This window comes from Kosakonia sp. S42, assembly GCF_016624785.1.
In the GTDB taxonomy this organism is placed as follows: Bacteria; Pseudomonadota; Gammaproteobacteria; order Enterobacterales; family Enterobacteriaceae; genus Kosakonia; species Kosakonia cowanii.
This window is the reverse complement of record NZ_JACVTW010000037.1, coordinates 1-17,928: the sequence shown is the minus strand read 5'-3', so window position 1 is coordinate 17,928 and position 17,928 is coordinate 1. Positions and strand designations below refer to the sequence as shown.

11 protein-coding genes and 4 pseudogenes are annotated in these 17,928 nt (G+C 56.2%); 5 read left to right on the top strand and 10 right to left on the bottom strand.

Features of this window, described 5'->3' with window-relative positions:
- Positions 1 to 61: 61 nt before the first annotated feature.
- Positions 62 to 2,230: a ferric-rhodotorulic acid/ferric-coprogen receptor FhuE gene (gene fhuE / locus IAE50_RS22825; protein WP_200581420.1), complete on the bottom strand. Its 2,169-nt coding sequence runs from the start codon at positions 2,228 to 2,230 to the stop codon at positions 62 to 64.
- A gap of 161 nt (positions 2,231 to 2,391) precedes the next feature.
- Between fhuE and IAE50_RS22820 the strand changes: the two genes are divergently transcribed.
- Positions 2,392 to 3,450: a YncE family protein gene (locus tag IAE50_RS22820; protein ID WP_094420649.1), complete on the top strand. Its 1,059-nt coding sequence runs from the start codon at positions 2,392 to 2,394 to the stop codon at positions 3,448 to 3,450.
- Positions 3,451 to 3,673: 223 nt separating this feature from the next.
- On the opposite strand, the gene IAE50_RS22815 is transcribed toward IAE50_RS22820, so the two are convergent.
- Positions 3,674 to 4,153, bottom strand: a complete 480-nt coding sequence (locus IAE50_RS22815; protein WP_200581407.1) for a PaaI family thioesterase — start codon at positions 4,151 to 4,153, stop codon at positions 3,674 to 3,676.
- Between the two features lie 73 nt (positions 4,154 to 4,226).
- Positions 4,227 to 4,957: pseudogene (locus IAE50_RS22810) on the bottom strand (sulfite exporter TauE/SafE family protein).
- A 113-nt stretch (positions 4,958 to 5,070) separates the two neighbouring features.
- On the opposite strand from IAE50_RS22810, the gene IAE50_RS22805 reads away from it, so the two are divergent.
- Entirely contained in the window at positions 5,071 to 5,961 is an 891-nt protein-coding gene (locus IAE50_RS22805) for a LysR family transcriptional regulator (protein ID WP_094420644.1), read from the top strand.
- Between the two features lie 145 nt (positions 5,962 to 6,106).
- Here the strand turns inward: IAE50_RS22805 and IAE50_RS22800 are convergent.
- From IAE50_RS22800 to iucA, 6 genes and pseudogenes are all read right to left on the bottom strand, one after another.
- Positions 6,107 to 6,395 (bottom strand): annotated as a pseudogene (locus tag IAE50_RS22800) (putative quinol monooxygenase).
- Positions 6,396 to 6,510: 115 nt separating this feature from the next.
- Complete coding sequence (iutA, locus tag IAE50_RS22795) at positions 6,511 to 8,709, bottom strand: ferric aerobactin receptor IutA (protein ID WP_234467301.1); 2,199 nt, start codon at positions 8,707 to 8,709, stop codon at positions 6,511 to 6,513.
- Positions 8,710 to 8,737: 28 nt separating this feature from the next.
- On the bottom strand, positions 8,738 to 10,072 hold the full coding sequence (gene iucD / locus IAE50_RS22790; RefSeq protein ID WP_200581406.1) for an NADPH-dependent L-lysine N(6)-monooxygenase: 1,335 nt from the start codon (positions 10,070 to 10,072) through the stop codon (positions 8,738 to 8,740).
- A 3-nt stretch (positions 10,073 to 10,075) separates the two neighbouring features.
- Positions 10,076 to 11,809, bottom strand: a complete 1,734-nt coding sequence (iucC, locus tag IAE50_RS22785) for an aerobactin synthase IucC (protein ID WP_200581418.1) — start codon at positions 11,807 to 11,809, stop codon at positions 10,076 to 10,078.
- Complete coding sequence (gene iucB / locus IAE50_RS22780; RefSeq protein WP_200581405.1) at positions 11,809 to 12,756, bottom strand: N(6)-hydroxylysine O-acetyltransferase; 948 nt, start codon at positions 12,754 to 12,756, stop codon at positions 11,809 to 11,811. Before iucB ends, iucC begins: the two co-directional genes overlap by 1 nt.
- Positions 12,757 to 14,481: an aerobactin synthase IucA gene (iucA, locus tag IAE50_RS22775; protein WP_200581404.1), complete on the bottom strand. Its 1,725-nt coding sequence runs from the start codon at positions 14,479 to 14,481 to the stop codon at positions 12,757 to 12,759.
- A gap of 132 nt (positions 14,482 to 14,613) precedes the next feature.
- Here iucA and IAE50_RS22770 point away from each other — a divergent pair, with 132 nt between their 5' ends.
- The 3 genes and pseudogenes from IAE50_RS22770 to IAE50_RS22760 form a co-directional block, all read left to right on the top strand.
- Positions 14,614 to 15,825, top strand: coding sequence for an MFS transporter (locus IAE50_RS22770; protein WP_200581403.1), 1,212 nt, complete (start codon positions 14,614 to 14,616; stop codon positions 15,823 to 15,825).
- A gap of 15 nt (positions 15,826 to 15,840) precedes the next feature.
- A complete protein-coding gene (locus IAE50_RS22765) occupies positions 15,841 to 16,731 on the top strand; it encodes a siderophore-interacting protein (RefSeq protein WP_200581402.1) in 891 nt (296 codons plus the stop codon).
- A gap of 8 nt (positions 16,732 to 16,739) precedes the next feature.
- Positions 16,740 to 16,925: pseudogene (locus IAE50_RS22760) on the top strand (replication endonuclease); the annotation flags it as partial.
- A 236-nt stretch (positions 16,926 to 17,161) separates the two neighbouring features.
- On the opposite strand, the pseudogene IAE50_RS22755 reads toward IAE50_RS22760, so the two are convergent.
- Positions 17,162 to 17,515: pseudogene (locus tag IAE50_RS22755) on the bottom strand (DJ-1/PfpI family protein); the annotation flags it as partial.
- Positions 17,516 to 17,928 lie beyond the last annotated feature (413 nt).

The window sequence follows — 17,928 nt, the reverse complement described above, 5'->3', positions numbered from 1 at the left end:
CGGCGGAGCCAAAGCACATTTCGTAACAGGTGATGGCCGGGATAACGATACGCTGATTACATCAGAATGTGTAGTTCACGCTTACCGAGACGCTACGCGGTTCGCCATAAACGGCAGAGTCATCGAGATAGGAGTAGTATTCACGGTCGAACAGGTTACGGACATTTGCCTGCACCGCCAGCTGTTTCGTCAGCTGATACTGCGCGAACAAATCGACGAGCGGATAGCTGCCCTGGTAGAGGCGCTGCGTCTCGCCGTCCGGACCGGCAACATCTTTGTACACCCGATTCTGCCAGTTCATGCCGCCGCCTACGGTCAGATCCGGAAGCACCGGGACGCGGTAGCGGCTGAACAGCTTCAGCTGCGTCTGCGGCGCGAAGCTGTTGAAGCGATCATCTGAATCACGGGCAACGTAGCGGGTCGCGCTGAAGGTAAGCTGCAGGTTGTCGGTAACGGCACCATTCACCTCAAATTCCGCCCCTTTGCTTACTGCACCTTTGGTTGCGCGATAAGCCTGTTCGCTGGATCCATTGACGAATTCCCCGCTGATGGCTTCTCCCGCGTTCTCCTGTTCGATGCGGAATACGGCAACGTTGGTGGTCAGTCGACCGTCCATCCAGTCTGCCTTCAGGCCAGTTTCATAGTTTTTACCGGTGACGGGTGAGAGCCACGCACCCTCTTTTGTGCGTTTGGTTTGCGGGGCAAAAATTGAGGTATAGCTGGCGTAAGCGGAAAGGCTGTCGTTGATGTCATACACCAGCCCGCCATAAGGCGTGGTGTTGTATTTACGCATATCGCCACTGCTGCCGTCTGAGCTGTATTGGGTATAACGTGCACCAACGATCAGTGACAACGGATCCGCCAGCGACAGGCGTGCCGCCGTATACGCCGATTTTTGCCGTACGATATCATCCGCATTTTGATACCAGTCGCCCCACTCCGGCTCGGCCACGCTCCCGTCCCAGCTATTGTTGAAGATGCCAATGCGATCGCTGTCCATCGGCCCGTCTTTACTGAAGGTGGCATTATGCTGACGGCTATAGCTGGCCCCGGCCATCAGCTGATGTTGACGCCCGAGCAGTTCGAAAGGCCCGCTGGCATAGGTGTCAAAGGAGTCAAGGGTGCGCTTGCCGCGATCCTTACTTCCCCAGCCTGATGCACCTTCGCCGGTGGTAACCTCCGGATTGCCCATCACGTAAAGCAGGGTGTCGCTGAACCTTTGCTCGCCGTGGGTTCCATTAAAACGAACCGACCAGCCGTTATCCCAGCTGTGGGTGAGGTTAGCGAAAACTTTACGCGATTCAACGGCGTATCCCGTCCAGTCCGCCGAGGTATTGACATTGCGATCGTAACGGGTGCGGCTGCCGTTACTGTACAGGCTGGGTAATCCGCCCCAGGTCGGATTGGCGGTGTTTGTTTGCTGATAATCCCAGCCCAGTGAGGCCGTCGTGTGTTCCGTTACATCACCTTCAATTACGCCATAGAGAAATTTCTTACGCTTACCATATCTGTCGAGCCAGCTGTCCTGATCCTGATAACCTGCCACTACGCGCCCGCGCACACTACCGTCGGAATTGAGCGGCGCGGAGATGTCGCCCACATAGCGCTGTTTGTTCCAGCTTCCGTAGCTTGCGCTGACGTTGCCCCTGAAAGTTTTACTGTCGGCACGTTTACGCACCATGTTCACCGTTGCTCCCGGATCGCCAGCGCCGGTAATCAGGCCGTTTGCGCCGCGCACAATCTCAACACGATCGTAAATGGCGGTATCTTCCTGCGCGTCGCCAAAGTTCCACGCGTCGCCCATTGATGTAGGGATCTCATCGTAGGCGAAGTTGGTGATTTCAAAGCCGCGGGAAAAGTAGCTGGAACGTTCGCTATCAACCTGCTGCGACGAAACGCCGGTGGTGTTGGTTAATACCTGATCGATGGTTTGCAGGTCTTGATCCTGAATGCGCTGGCGAGTCATGACGCTTACGGACTGGGGGACGTCACGCGGTATCAGCAGCATTTTGGTGCCTGAACGCGTGGTTTTTACCGCATAATCCTGCTGCGAATCGGCGCTCCCGTTCCCGTCGCCGAAGATAACCATCTCTTGTTCTTTCGTATTCTCATCCGCCTGTGCCGGGTGCATGACGGCGGACATTGCCAGCGCAAGCAGTGAAAGTGAGAAGGGAGTATGAATTAACCCTAATGGCGCTTTCGCGCGATTAACCCTGCTGTTAAGAATCATCATGTTACCTGTCAGTTATTGTCGTTTTTGCAAATCATTTATATAAATAAGAATGTAAATGATAATTATTTACTTTATTATGCACGGGTTATTTTGTAAGTTAAATGTAAATAAATGCATATTTATAAAAACGGCACGTTTCTAATATGACGGGACAATAAATGAACAGATTTCAGTGGATAAAGGGAAAGACATGGGGCTTCAGCGTCCTTACTGCGGCGTTAACCCTGAGCGCAACGGCGTCAGCTGCTGCCCCTGATTCGGCTGCGCTCAAGCAGCGCGAACTCGCTGACGGTCTGTATGAGATGGTTTACTCCCCCACGGCAAACGCACTGTACGTCGCGAGCGCGCAGGGTTTCAAAAATGTCAACGGCGGGGTACTTTATAAACTCGATCCCACAACGCTTGCCACACAAGGTGAAACCCACACCGACCTGAAAAACTTCGGCATGACGGCGGACGATAATGGCAAAGTCTACTACACCACCAACACCCTCGATGGCGGGGTATCGAAAGTGGACGTGCAAAGTGGCAAGGTGCTGCAGCGCCTGATGTTTGAAGGCAAAGATAAGGATGGTGACCCGGTTGGCGCGCGTGAGATCCTCTTCCACAAGGGACAACTGTTTATCGGCGGCGTTGCCGACCCTGGGTTCATCTCCGTGGTTGATGCCAGTACCATGACGCTAAAAGCCCTAATCGAGAATGCCGGAAAATGGGTAACGGGGATTATCTATTCCCCGTTGACAGATCGCATTTATGCCGCCAATGGCGGCGGTGAAGTTCTGGTGATTAACCCGGGCACGCATAAAATCGAACAACGCTGGACGCCGGGAGATAAAAAAACGTATCTGTTCCTGAATATGGCAGAAGATCCGGCCACTGGGCGCCTGTTCGTGACCGATGATTCAAAAGCCAAAACCACGCTGGTATTTGATGAGCGCAGCGGGAAAGTTATCAAGCGTCTTGAAGGCGATGCGCTGGGAATTAAGTTTAACGCGAAGCGCAACGAAATTTTCATCAGCCAGCGTGAGTCAAAGAAGGTGCTGCAGCTTGATGCCGGTAGCTATGCTGTGAAAAACAGCTGGAGTTTCACCAGCCATCCCAACAGTCTGCTGGTAACACCTGACGGCAAAACTTTATACGTAACAGTGAAGCAGGACTTCAATCACGACAACACTACGAAAGGCCCGGATAGTGTGGTTCGTATTTCATTAAATTAAAAATATACAGCCATCCTGTGAGGGATGGCTGACTTATAAAGTGGGCGTTAGAGTAGTATCTGAAGTCCGGTGACCTGCGCCATTCCTTCTCAACTACCGCCGTTGAGTCTACCAGTGTACCGTTTATATCAAACAGAAGCGCTTTAGCATGTAACACATCATCCTCCTTATCTAAAGGGTGCTATCTGATCTTCGTGCAGATCTCGCTCATGTTGCGAAAATTTCATCGTCCGGACGCCTTATCCCCCTTAAGGGTCATAACTGTGCTCTGTACGATGGCCACGCTCTTACCGTCATCCCTTTTGATTTCACAGCAATAGTGGCTGATGGCCTTACCCTGATGAATGACATAAGCGTGTGATGTCAGCTTGGATTTCCGTACCGGACGCAGAAAAGAAGTTTTAATATCTATACTCGTAAAGCTCTCTTCTGGCCCCATAAGGGTAGAATGTGCCGTTCCGACGGTGGCATCAGCCAACTCTGTTATTAATCCCCCGTGTACCGTACCCTGCTGATTCCCGTGTATTGAAGCATCGGCATATATCTCCAGCATGGCAGTTCCCTTATTAATGGCCACCAGATGAAAACCTAGGAGTTGTGATATTGGTGTCGGATAGTTCATGTGCGTGGTGTCGCCGGGCTTCAACGTACCATTCAGTTGAGCCTCAAGAAAGCTGAGTACCGACAATTGATTGCTGCTCATTACATTCTCCCGGTTATTAACCCTGCAGATCCGGCAACCATTCAGCTACATCCGGCTCTTCGGGTTTGGACAATCAGATAAAGGGGCGTGAAATCAGCTCTATTCCCAGAACAATCAGGAACAGAAGAAAACACTGCCTGAAACGCATCGCACTGATGCATGCCCGCCCAGCCACATTCCAGCCAGGGCAGGGAGTATGGACATAAATGACAGCGAAATCTGCTCTACCCGGAGTGCGTCATGAAGATAAAGTCCAGCGGCCAGCGCAACCGTAGAAACGGTAAATGACAGCCCAAGGGCCTGGACGAGTTCATCTTTACTAAAGCGAAGCGACTGAAGAAAGGGAACGGCAGGCATAACGAATACGCCTGTCGCACCGGTTATTACGCCTGTAACGCCGCCAATAACGGGTGACATCCATTTCTCCCGGGCCTGAGAAACTGTAAGCGACGGCGATATCAGCGCAAAAACAGCATAAACAATTAAAACCACACCTAGGCCGAACGCTGACCAAGCCGTATTAATGCTGATAAGAAGAGAAGATGCTGCCACCGTACCAGCCAGTATTAGCAGCATCATCAGCCAAAGACGTCTGATAATAAGCATCACTGAAGGGCCGGTAAAAAGCTGCAGCACATTCGTTACGAAAGATGGAATAACCAGCAGTGACGCCGCGATCGGGAGAGACATAAACATGCCAAGTAATCCCATTGCCACCGTTGGCAAACCCATTCCGGTCACGCCTTTTACGAAACCGGCGAGGATAAATATCAATAAAAGATAGACATACAGTTGTTCGCTCACGAAATTTGCCCTGACGAAGGATTTCCATAAATTCAAACATCCCGGCCATTAGTGGACAATCTGGTTTAAGTGCGTCATGCTTCGGATGGTCCGAAGGCTTAGGTGAATACCTTATGAGGCTGGATCTTTCTGATTTGAAACTTGTCGTCTGCATCGCCGATGCGGGAAGCATTACACATGGTGCCCGGTACGCCAGCCTGGCTTTGGGCTCGGCCAGTGAGAGGCTGAAAAGCATAGAGGAAGATACCGGAGTGAAACTGTTCTTTCGCCATCCGAGAGGCGTCAGCCTTACAGAAGCCGGTGAGATCCTTGTCCGCCATGCCCGTGAAATACTGTCCCAGCAGGAGCGGCTTAAAGCTGAACTAGGCGCTTACGTTAAAGGCGTCAGAGGGAAGGTACGATTATATGCCAATACCTCTGCGATGACCGAATTTCTGCCTGGAAGGCTTGCAAAGTGGCTTACAGAATATCCCAATGTGGCCATTGAGCTAGAAGAGAGAACCAGTGCGGATATCATTAACAGTATAAACAATGGTATCGTTGAAGCAGGGCTCGTCTCAGATGCAGTAGAAGCCGGCGAACTCACGCTTGAACCCATAGCAGATGACAGACTTGCTCTTATCGCTCCCGTCACTCACCCTCTTCGAGGCAGAGATAACGTCTTTCTCTTGGACGCGATTGGCGAACCTTTTATTGGGCTTTACCCTGGCAGTGCGTTGCAGGATCACATCAGCGAACATGCCAGAGGGCTTGGTCATCAACTGACTTACCGCATCAGAATGAGCAGTTTTGAAGGTATTTGCGAGATGGTCAGTAGCGGCATTGGCGTAGGGATTCTTCCGGTATCTGTAGCTGAGCGCTTCTGCAAAAAGCTTCCCTACCAAATATTGCCGCTACATGACCAATGGGCGCGCAGGAGAATCTGCATTTGCTATAAGAACCAGAACTCACTGAGCCCTGCCATGGCCGGACTGATCGGTTTTCTAAGAGTAGTGGATTTATAAATATCTCTGTCTTATCTGCTTAACGCAGCTCAATGTGATTTACATAAGGAGTATCAGCATGCTTTGATTGTAAGGCAAACTGCGAAGGTCCGCTTTTCGCTCACAGCGGACTGTAATCTCCACCGCGGTGAACCAGGAGCGGGCTTTATCCCTGCGGAGCCACCCGAGCATCCAGGAGGATGTACTGCGCCGCTTTACGCGCGTACCGATCAATCAAAGGCACATGCCGGGTGAAATGCTCGCTGGCGCAGTGCGCATCCAGTGCTGCCCGATCGAGCCACTCTTCAATGAAAATAAAATGCCCCGGCTCCTTTTCATCCCGATACAAATCATAAGCAATACACAGAGGCTCTTTCTTCGTTGCCGCGGTAGAAAGGGAGAACGGTGTCAACGTACTCGGGTTTGATAAAATTCTCGGCGATGGCCTTAAGCATACGGACTCCTTTATTCAAACAGGTAGCCATACCGGCAGGGTGATAATCAGCGCTTTCGTTTATGTTTCAGCGTCTGCCGCATGCCCGGCAGACGCCGGGCAGAGCAGGGTAGGACTTAGAACAGTAGGGAGTAGTTCAGACCAAAGGTGCGGCCACGCCCTGTGTAGTTGTAAAGCGACTCAGGACCGTAGCCCGGGCTGTAGTACAGCGGCGCGCGCTGGCCCCAGACGGTGGTGTAGTCGCGATCGAAAACGTTCTCCACGCTGAAGCTGAGTTTACCCACCGGCAACTCATAGCTACCGAGCAGATCAACCGTGGTGTAACCATCGATTTTGTAGCCCTGAGCGTCGCTGACGTCGAAGGACGTGGTGCTCTGTACGCGCAGGCTCCACGGATCCGACGCCCAGCCGATGTAGGCCGTCGCTTTCGACGGGCTCGCCACCTTCACATCATACTTTTCCCAGCTGCCGTTCACTTTAGACTCGGTTTTCAGCACGTTGAAGTTCGCACCGGTGCTCCAGTCGGTGTCCGGAATAAAGTAGTCTACCGCGCCTTCCACGCCGTAGATACGGCGCTTGTCATCGACCACGCTGATGGTCAGATCTTTATTCGCCTGCACGCTCTTGTCGGAAATCGAGTAGTAGGCCGCGATTTGCGTACGCAGGTTATCGCCGGAGTAGCGCCAGCCCAGCTCGTAGGAGTTGACCTTCACGCCTTCCAGCTGGCTGTCGTTCACGTTCACGCTGTTGGTCAGCGGAAGGTGCCCGTTCACCGCTGCGCCATAGGTGCCGCGCCCGTAGTATTTACCCGGATCCGGCAGCTCCACGCCCTGGGAGAAGTTGAACCACGTCTGCTGGCGTTCGGTCAGGTGAACCAGCAGACCGGCGTTAAACAAGAAGTTGTCGTAATCGACCGACCCGCCCGGGATCGCATCGGCGGACTGCACCTTTCCGGCGGCAATCTGCTGTTGCTGCGCGTAGCCAATGAAATCATCAATCTTGTTCTCGGTGTACTGATAGCGCACGCCGCCGCTTAGGGTAAAGATATCGTTGATGTCATAGCTGGACTGCAGGAAGGCCGCCAGGTTAGTGATGTCGTACCCCGGATAGCGCCCGGTGGTGTAAATCCGCTGGTTATTCATCCCGCCGGAAGCGTTTGCCTTGGCCAGATCGAAGAACATCTGGTTAGAGGTAAAGCGCTCGTGATCCGCATCCAGCCCGTAGGTCAGCTGCAAGCCGTCCAGCGGTTTGCTGTTGAGAGTGAGCTTCGCGCCGTACTGGTCCGTGTCCTGCTGCGAGGAGGAGAACGCGCTAGCCTGCTTGTTCGCGTTGACGGTCGGGAACGGATAAAACAGCAGCGATTCGTCGCGGTAATATACCTGGCCGACCAGCTCGTGACCGAGAAAATCGCTGTTCGAGTATTGCAGGCTGATGAGATGACGCTCGGTGCCCGGAATACGGTCTGAATTCAGGCCGCTGCTGACGTATGGCCTGGTCGCGCCGCTGATTGCCGAAAAATCTTTCCCGAGGTTCAGCCCGTAATCGTCGTCACCCTTGCTTTTATAATATTGGGTCACCAGCTGAAGCTGTTGGGTATCGTCGATATTCAGCGTCCCGGTGCCCATCACGTCCAGACGGTCGGAATACTGTAGGCCGGTCTGGGTGTTATCGAGCAGTGTCGCGTCGCCGTTACCGTCAAACCAGCCGCCGAACTTCTGGTACGCTACCGATGCGCGCCCAGAGATATGGTCGTTGCCGCCGGAGATGGCGCTGGCAACGCGCTCATCGTGATCTTTGCTGCTGTTAAAACCGCTCTTAATCCCCGTCTCAAATTCCACCTGGGTATCCGGCTGGCCTTTTTTCGTCACAATATTGATCAGGCCGCCGGTGCTGCCGCCGCCGTACAGCGCGGTGGCCCCGGAGATCACTTCAACGTGGTCGATATTGAACGGGTCGATGGAATCGAGCTGGCGGCTGTCGGTGCGCGACGAGTTCAGACGCACGCTATCCACCAGCACGACCAGCGGACGGCCACGCACGTTCATTCCGTAGTTGGTACGGCTCTGGCTGCTGACATCAAGCCCGGGGATCAGCTGGGCCAGCGCGTCTTTCAGCTCTTTACCGCCCTGGATCTGCTGCTCCAGTTCGGCTTTTTCAATCACCCAGGTGGTTTGCGCCATTTCCGCTACCGTACGGTTGGTGCGGTTGGCGGAAACCACTAGCGTGTCGTCGCTGCTTTGCTGCGCGACCGCGGGCGCCATGATGGCGAGCAGAAGCGGGTTAAGAGCCCAGAGCGTATGCTTTTTGGTTATCATTATCATTCCTTCACACGGGCGGAAAATGTCAGCCCAAAGATGCTGTGTAGCGAGTTAAAGGAGCAGCCTCCGGCTGCGGTTTTTCCCGGCTGCCGCTGCGCCACTGAATCAGCGCGGGCGACGTACTGAGATCGAACAAATCACGCCCCATCGCGCGATTCAGAATACGGGCGGCGCGCCACGCCATCAGGCTAAGCTGCGGCTCGGCAATACCGTGGGTCTGCATGCTGGCGTTAACGGCGAACAGGTGATTCTCTTTTGGGCCGTCCCACTCAACGGTGAAATCGTCCCGCACGTTGAAATTGCATTCGTCGCGCAAAGCAATGCGCGACATCAGCGGCGACAGCATCTGCGGCAGCGCAGGGCGGTAGCCGGTGGCGAAAATCACCACGTCGCTCTCCAGCGTGTCGTAGCCTTTATCCAGATGATGCTCCAGAAGCAGCTGCCAGCCCTGGCTCCGGTTTTCAAGACCGGTGACCGACCGGCTCGGCATCAGACGGGCGTTACGTGGCAGGCCGAGCACCTCGAAGCGGTGGTACAGCTCGCGATAAATCGTCAGCAGCGACTCGGCAGTAATACCGTCAGAGGTCATTTTCTGCTCGTCGAGCATCTTCTGGCGCGCGGCGTGATCCAGCCCGACAAAGCCGGACACGTACTCCGGAGTGAAATACTCATTGGCGAACGCTGCTTCATCCAGCGCGTTAAAGTTATTGCGACGCGACACCCAGCTAATCTCTGCAACGTCGCCCCATTCCCCGCGCAGGGTGTTGAGGAACAGGTCCGCCCCGCTTTGCCCGCCACCGACCACCGTCACCCGCTTACCGCTCAGGTTGGGCTGGCGCAGGCTCATTTCGCTGGCGTGGAAGCAGGTCGGCGAGGCGCTTTTCACGCAGGCCGGCAGGTGCGGCTGCTTGCCAATGCCTAGGCAGACGTGGCGGGCGAAGGTTTCGCCCTGGCTGGTTTGCACGGAGAAAAGCTGGCGGCTATCGTCAAACGCGATGCGCTCCACCGTATTGTTGAAACGCAGGTTATCCATCCTTTCGGCGGCCCAGCGCAGGTAGTCTGAGAACTCATCGCGGGAAACGGTGCGCAGCTCGGTGGTCAGGAAGCGATAAAATTTCTTGCGCTTCACCAGATAGTTCACAAAGCTGTACGGGCTGGTCGGCGCGACGGCGCTCACCAAATCTTTCAGGAACATGGTTTGCATATGGCAGTCCGGCACCAGCATACCCGGATGCCAGGCAAACTGCGTGCGGCCGTCGAAGAAGCAACTGCTGAAGTCTTCCGCTTCATGAGCTAACGCCGCGATGCTCAGGTTAAACGGACCGATGCCTACGCCAATGAAATCTACAGTGTTTGTCATGATTTAATCCTTTGTCGCCAGCCACAGCGGGTTTTGCAGATCCTCAAGGTAATTTGGCAGCATGCGGCTGCCGCCGTCCTGCTCAGGGAAGGTCAGTTTTACCGGGTTCAGCACGACGCGAATGATTTGTGGCTTGAAGAGTGAGAAAAGCGCGAAACGCGCCGACAGTTGTGGGTGTTCCTGCATGTAATCACTCAACACTGCCGCCAGCAGTTGATAAAAACGTCTCTCCGGCACGCTGAGGCGGGCCATAAGCGGCGAAACAAAGCGCAGCACCGTCACAAAGTGGCCGGTTTGCAAGTCATGAATCAGATAGTCGGCGCTCAGGCGGGCGGTTACATCCCGCACTTCCTGAGGCAGGGAGTCCATCTCTGGGAACTCATCCTTCACCAGCCGCATGTCGCCCTGAAAATCCTTCAACAGAACTCGCTGCGGCACGCCATTTTTCATGGCGAGGGTAATATTTTGTCCGTGAGCGATCAGCGCGACGCCGTAGCGGCACAGCAGATGGTAGAGCGGCACCACCACCACGCGGAACATCTGCGACAGCCAGGCCTCCGCGTCCATCCCGGACTGGGCGATGTACGCGCCAATCAGCGGCCGGTTGTGCTCGTCGCACTCCATCAGGGTCGCCATCAGAATCGGGCTTTCATCAGGCTTCAGCCAGCGGCACGGATTCTCGCGCCAGATAACGCCGAGCATCTCCTGATAACGGTACGGGGCCTGCGCCAGCGCGGCGTAGCCCTCGTGGGAAACGTAGCCCGCCGCCGGTTCGCCGAGGATTACCGCGCCGCTTTGTTGCAGCGTCGGGTCAGCGGCAAACACCTGCTGAAGCCAGCGCGAGGCCAGCGGCCCGGCGGCAATATATTTGCCCGGAATGCCGCGATAGCAGGAGGTGTTGTAAACCGTCAGCGGCAGTTTGATATCCAGCCCGGCCTGGCGGCTGGCGTTGGTCAGGGTGCGCAGAGACTGCTGGGCGAGCCAGCGGTCGCCAAATTCTCCCAGCGACACCATGCGCCCCTCCGCCAGATCTGCGACGAAGTCGAGGGCGATTTTTTGCTGCCACTGCCACGGATGCACCGGCAACGCGTGCCAGCTCTCGTCCAGCCCGTGCGCCTGCCAGGCCTGATGGAAACGGGCCCGCTCCTGCGGGTCCATCGCCGCAGTCAGCAGTTGCTCGCTGTCCAGCGCGCTGTCGCAGCGCCAGACCATGCTGTCGCGTTTTACCGCCAGCCAGTGAAGCTGGAAGGTATTGGCGTACTCCGGGGCATAGCGTGTCAGCGCGTCCTGTCCCCAGCCGCGACGGCCCTTATTAAAGGCGAATTTTGGATGACCGCTGAGCAGGCACTGCAGCCGATCGGCGTCCAGCGTGATAAGGTCTTCCGCGCTCAGGCCGCGACGCGCGTTGCGCAGCTGCAGGTCGCCCAGCAGCGTGGCGTAGAGATCCTGCATATGCTCGGCAACGGTGGCATCGCTCATCGACAGCACCGGCTTTAGCTGCATCAGCAACGTCTGTGCGACAACGGGCTCATCGGCGCAGCGCAGCGTTTCAGGATCGATCCACAGCCAGCCCCAGATGCCGCGCTGTGCGCTGAAGTGCCACTCCGCGCCCGGCAGATTAATCGCATGACGGTCATCCCCCAGTGACTCGGCGTGAAAGACCTGTTCGTATTCCAGTTCAGCCAGCATTTTCGCCACCAGCTGGCGGTTAACAATTTCCCAGTCCGTACGATTCATCACAGACCCACCTCCGTAAAGAAGCGGGTGCGATCCGTCATCACCAGGCGCGAACGTTTATGCGGGAAGTCGAACTCTTTCAGCGTGCGGTAGCCCGCCGGATCGAAGTGGCGGAACAGGCGCTGGTTGTCGGCGCGCGGCTCCAGCACCGTGCGCTGCGTGCACGGTTCATCCAGCAGCAAATAGTGCGTCAGCCCGCGCAGCCAGCTTTGAACGTAGTGCGCGCCGCGCCAGGCCTGTTCGCCGACAAGCAGGTGCAGGCCGCGATCGTAGGGCTGCCAGGTATAGTGGCGGCCGATACGGTCTTCCGCAGCCCAGTAAATTTCAAAGTAGCTGAATGGTCGATCGTCAAAACAGCCAATCAACGGGAACGCATGTTTTCCAGTGAGCTGGCGTTCGAGATAGGCGGTCTGGAGCTCAAGGGAACCGCCTTGCTCCCAGAAATATTCCACGCGCGGATCGTTCATCCAGCGGGTAAAACGTTCGGCGTCCAGCGCCGGGTCTGCCACGCGGAAGCTCAGGGTTTTACGTACGCGCGGGTCGTAGCGACGATAAACTTCACCCTCCGGGCGCGCAGGGCGGGCAGGGAAGTAAATTTCCCGTTCTGCGTCAAAGATCATTTCGCCGGAGGCCTGTTTTGACGGCGCATTCAGCCAGAGCGGGAGCTGCCAGAACGCGGCGCGATGAATAATGTCGCTGTGCGTCTGCGCAAAAAGCGCCAGCGCCTGCGGCTCTTCGCGCCAGTCGGCGTAAGGCAAAATCAGCGCGGAGATGTCCGGTGCGGCGATGAAAATCTGATCCAGCGCGTCGCGCAGCCAGCCTTCCGGCAGCGTACCCGGACAGCGCAGCACCGCGGTGTTATCCAGACTCCAGCTGAGAGTCAGCTGTGCGTCGAGTTTTTCACAGCGCAGGCCGTGGCCGCTGTGAACGATATTGGCCATAGGCATTCAGGACTCCTGCGCCAGCAGCGGGTTGGTGAAATCGAAATAGATAACCGATGGGTCGACGATGGTGTTTTCGTTGTGATCGTTCAGGTAACAGAAGAAGTTGCCTTTCACGTTCCAGAACGGGCTTTCCAGCACGTAGTCGAGGCAGGTCTTGTGTGTCACCTGCTCGCGCACCGCGTTAAGCTGCATGCGTACCCGCGACATCAGGTTAACTTCGCTGTCCAACCCGGCGACACCCAGCGCGGCGGTAACGGCGAAAGTGGAGTTCACCAGCAGGTAGTACGGGAAGTAGCGCAGTAATTGCTCGCGGGTGAAGATGTTTTCAGCCTGCGCTTCGCCGATAACGTCGAGCCAGCCCGCCGCATGTGGCATAAACGCGCTGCCCTGGCAGTCGCGGTAGATAAGCCCAACGGGGAGATCCTGCTGCATCTTCACCAGGATATTTTGCTGATGTGCCAGCAGGACCAGACCGTAATCCGCTTCGGCGGTGAACAACGGCTTCAGTACCTGCTGGCAGTAGGCATCAACCCACGCGTGGGCTGCCTGCTGCGGCGCGATCCCCAGACGAGCGCTCAGGCGTTTGACAGCCGCGACCAGCAGCGAATCGCCGCCATCCGGTGCGGCCTGCGTCAAAGACACCAGGACGTTGGTCTGGCTTTGTGGCCGATCGACCAGCAGGTTTTCACGCAGGGCAAACAGGCTTTCCGCCATGATATTGCCGTGCAGATCGCGCAGCCCGCTCCAGCCGTCCTCCTGCATCACCTGAAACGTCGGGAAACGGGTTTGCAGCGTCTGCCAGCGTTCCGTTTGCGCCAGGCGCGCCAGGCGCATGCCGCGCGCCACTTCTTTCACCGACAGGGTGCGCACGGAGTTGGTCAGGCGCACGCTGAGCGAAAACTTGATCATGTCGCGGCTGGTGGCGCAGTAAAGCGAACGGGAAGAGGTGGTCGGCAGCCACAGCGTACCGGCCTCGCCCAGATCCCGCAGCAGACCCTGTTCCGCCAGATGCTGGCACCACGGCTGTTCCAGTAGATAGGTTGCCTGCCACGGATGCAGCGGGAAAAGCCACTGGCTATCGCTTAGCTCACTAAGCAGCTGCGGGGCGTTTTCGGCGGCAAAGCGCGTCAGGCGCTGTTGCAGATTCAGATGCAGGCTGTCGCCCGCAATGTGCGCTTTATCAACCGCAAACCAGCGCAGCGAGAAGTGAGGCGCGAAGTCCGGCAGGTAGCGCTCCGCCTCATGCTGGGTAAAGGGTTCATGCGATTTTGGTGCCGGATGGAAAGCGTGGCCCACCAGCAGCGCCTGTTCCGCTTCGCCAAAGTTCAACGCGTGCTCGCGCAGGGCGGCCCAGTCGTGACGGGCGTCGATGGCCTGCTGCGTATGCATATGGCTTTGGGTGACGCGCTGGTAAAACGCGTCGGCGTGAGAAGCGGGCAGCGACAGCGTACGCCGGAGCGAGTCCACAATAAGACGGGAAAATGTCGGGAAATCGACAGGCTCGCGACGCGACGCGCTCACTAACTGAGCCGGGAAGGCGAAACGGTGGTGCTGAGTCGGTGAGAAGTAGTCCACCGTGAAGTGAAGTGCCTGACGATTGTCGAGGGGGATAATCAGTTCAGCAGGCTGGCTTTCGCTCAGTCGCCAGGTTTTAGTTTCACGAATAAGCGCGTTCAGGAAGCATTGCGCAGCGACATCCCAGTCCGGAGTTTTCTTTGGCAAAGTCATAATCAAACTGATCCCACTTGTTGTGATAATGCGAATTCTGACGATAATGTTTCTCATTATCAATAACAATTGTTAGAATCAATATAAATATTTTCACAAATAATCACAATCTACACATGGAATTGCAACATTGTGACTTCTCTTGAGATAGCGGACGCGCCGCAAAAATCCTTGTCCTGTTGGCCACTGGCGTTCAGCGCGGGGCTGCTTGGCGTCGGGCAAAATGGCCTGCTGGTGGCGATCCCGGTTCTGGTCATTCAGACAAACCTCAGCCTGTCGATTTGGGCGTTGCTGTTAACGCTTGGCTCAATGCTGTTTCTGCCGTCGTCGCCGTGGTGGGGAAAACAGATTGCGCGCCGGGGCAGCAAACCGGTGGTGCTCTGGGCGCTGGGGGGATACGGCGCGAGCTTTGCGCTGCTTGGCCTGGGCAGCGCGCTGCTGGCGACTCACGCCATCCCTCCGAGGGCGGGCATCGGGTTGTTAATTATCGCGCGGATTATTTACGGGCTTACTGTGTCGGCGATGGTTCCGGCCTGTCAGGTCTGGGCCTTACAGCGCGCCGGGGAAGGGAAACGAATGGCAGCGCTGGCGACCATCAGTTCGGGATTAAGCTGCGGTCGACTGTTCGGGCCGCTGTGCGCCGCGGCGATGCTGATGCTGCATCCGCTTGCACCGATGGCACTGTTGATGGTCGCGCCGCTGCTGGCGCTTATTATGCTGCTACGTTTACCGGGCACGCCGCCGCAGCCCGCAGCCGATCGCAAAAGCGCGCGCCTCACACCTGCCTGCCTGCCGTATCTTCTCTGCGCGCTGCTGCTGTCGGCGACTGTCAGCCTGATGCAGCTTGGCCTGTCTCCCGCGCTCGCCCGCCAGTTCGCCACGGATACCGCCGTGATTAGCCATCAGGTGGCGTGGCTGCTCAGCGTGGCGGCGGTGGCATCGCTGATCGCCCAGTTTGGCGTGCTGCGCCCCCAGCGGCTAACTCCGATGGCGCTGCTGTTAAGCGCCGGTGCGCTCATGTTATGCGGTCTGGCGTTGATGATAGCCGTGCCGTTGTGGCTGTTTTATCCCGGCTGCGCGCTGCTTTCCTTCGGGGCTGCGCTGGCGACGCCCGCCTATCAGCTTCTGTTAAACGACAAACTTGCCGACGGCGCGGGTGCAGGCTGGGTCGCCACCAGCCACACGCTGGGCTATGGGCTTTGCGCCATGCTCGTGCCGCTGGTCTCGCAAACCGGCATCAGCGTAGCGCTGCTGGTCACGGCTTTTGTCGCCGCTGCTCTCTTCACCGGGGGGGCTGGCGTTATCTGGTTCAGCCGTCGTCGTTCACCGTCTTCCGTAATCTAAGGGTAAGGAAAAGTTATGGCTGGAGTTCAGGGCTATCGCCTGTTTAACGTGCAGTTGGCGCGTAAAACCGAAATCTCACCGTCGCTGCTAAGCCTGGTGTTCAACGGGCCGGAGGTGGCGCAGATGAAATCGGATTCGCCCGATCAGCGTATCAAAATGCTGTTTCCATCCGAAGACGGCACGCTGCCTTCGCTGTTGGGAGACGTGCAGTGGTATCAGGCGGTGCAGAGCATGGAAAAAGCCAGGCGACCGGTGGTTCGTACCTACACGCTGCGCCACGTCGACCCGGCAAGCCAGGAAGTGACCGTTGAGTTTGTCCGCCACGGCGTAGAGGGGCCCGCGTCGGCGTGGGCAATCAACGCCGCGCCGGGCGACGCGATTCAAATTGTCGCGCCGAACGCCGCCCATGAGGCGGACAGCGGCGGCTATGAATGGACGCCGCCGCTGGGGTTACGCAATGCACTGATCGTCGCTGATGAAACGGCACTGCCCGCCGCGCGCGGGATCCTTGAACGTCTGGCAGCACAGGCGAACCCGCCGCGCGTACAGGCGTTTTTCGAAGTGCCGGAAGCGGGCGACTGCGTTGATTTAAGCGCATTCTTCTTTGCGCAGATTACCTGGCTGCCGCGCAATCCTCATGGCGCAAGTCACGGCGAATGTCTGATTGATGCGGTGAAACACGCTGCCCGCGTGCCGGAAAGCGCGCATCACGTTCAGGTGCAGGAAGAAGGGGATGGCGAACTGCTGTGGGATAAAGCGACCAGCAATAGCACCGCGTTTTATGGCTGGGTAGCTGCGGAGTCCACGGTGGTGAAGCTGCTGCGACATCATCTTGTAAGCGAACGCGGCGTGGCGCACGAGGCGATTAACTTTATGGCGTACTGGGCAAAAGGACGGGATCGCTGAACGCGTTGCGCAGTGATACGGCCAGGATGACAAAACCTGAAAGAGATCGCGCAGCGAAAATTCGTTTCAATTTGGCTCGTAAGGACATAACTCCGGAACGGTGGGAACTCGACGCGCTGGCTCGTGGGGCAACGGTGATTTACGGCGATAATAAATTCAAATATCCGGCTGCTGATGAGTGGCCGGGAATTTAAATCCAAACGGAGTGGAATTGATGAACGTTTGTTTAATTCAAATGGATATTTACGGAAGGCATTAAGATATCAGTAATCCTAAAATATAGGTATCAAGCTCGGTCAAACTTCCGAAATTCCCTGCAAATATTCCACCGAAGCATACTTTATAAGCGTAACACCATCGGGGCTGAATTTCCGCTAAGCATTTATTTCTGAAGTCTGGCTGCTGCTTTTAAAGTAGCTTGCAGTCTCTTTTAAATAAATGGTGCAGCCTGTTCTTTTGCTTTTTTTAACTGTTCTTCAGAAGCTGTGCGGGGGGAACCACATGTGAAGGGAGGCACGGGGTCATATTCCATATGCAGCTGAATACTCTGAACGATATAACTTCCATACATTTCTGACACGACGTTGAGAACAAAATCTATACCTGAAGTCACGCCTGCACCGGTTATACGGTTGCGGTCACGAACTACGCGTTCATTTATCGGTTCCGCACCTAATAATGCGAGCTGCTCCAGAGATGCCCAGTGTGTCGCTGCTTTATAACCCTCCAGAAGCCCTGCTGCGCCCAGAACAAGCAACACAGTACAGACCGAAGTTACCAACTTCCGAGTTCTTCGTTTGATGGCAACGTCCCCCTTGATTAATGATAGCGTTGCATCGACCCATTGAACTCACAGTACAAACAGATCTTACTGTGCTTCTCTCTGGATCAATGTACTTTCTATTCCCAGAATCAGATTGCAACTGAAGAGGTTATCTTCGCGTATTGAACCAATAGCCAGCACGCTGTACTGGCAGCGGGCTCCCTGCCGCCCGCACCGGCGGCCTCCGCATTCACCGGGAACCCCGCCCGGCGAATACAGAGGGGATGGTTAAGTGCGTTTCACCGCATCGATTGCGTAGCGCAGATGTTCCTGACCAATGTCCGCGTCATGACTGTCCTCTGCCATTTCCAACGCCTGCCCCATGACCATGACCCCGAATATGATCCAGCCGTAATCAGGAATAACCGGCTTCA

Excerpts from the sequence above, each read along its gene's own strand:
- fhuE (WP_200581420.1), bottom strand. The coding sequence starts at position 2,230 with ATGATTCTTAACAGCAGGGTTAATCGCGCGAAAGCGCCATTAGGGTTA.
- IAE50_RS22820 (WP_094420649.1), top strand. The coding sequence starts at position 2,392 with ATGAACAGATTTCAGTGGATAAAGGGAAAGACATGGGGCTTCAGCGTC.
- IAE50_RS22815 (WP_200581407.1), bottom strand. The coding sequence starts at position 4,153 with ATGAGCAGCAATCAATTGTCGGTACTCAGCTTTCTTGAGGCTCAACTG.
- IAE50_RS22805 (WP_094420644.1), top strand. The coding sequence starts at position 5,071 with ATGAGGCTGGATCTTTCTGATTTGAAACTTGTCGTCTGCATCGCCGAT.
- iutA (WP_234467301.1), bottom strand. The coding sequence starts at position 8,709 with ATGATAACCAAAAAGCATACGCTCTGGGCTCTTAACCCGCTTCTGCTC.
- iucD (WP_200581406.1), bottom strand. The coding sequence starts at position 10,072 with ATGACAAACACTGTAGATTTCATTGGCGTAGGCATCGGTCCGTTTAAC.
- iucC (WP_200581418.1), bottom strand. The coding sequence starts at position 11,809 with ATGAATCGTACGGACTGGGAAATTGTTAACCGCCAGCTGGTGGCGAAA.
- iucB (WP_200581405.1), bottom strand. The coding sequence starts at position 12,756 with ATGCCTATGGCCAATATCGTTCACAGCGGCCACGGCCTGCGCTGTGAA.
- iucA (WP_200581404.1), bottom strand. The coding sequence starts at position 14,481 with ATGACTTTGCCAAAGAAAACTCCGGACTGGGATGTCGCTGCGCAATGC.
- IAE50_RS22765 (WP_200581402.1), top strand. The coding sequence starts at position 15,841 with ATGGCTGGAGTTCAGGGCTATCGCCTGTTTAACGTGCAGTTGGCGCGT.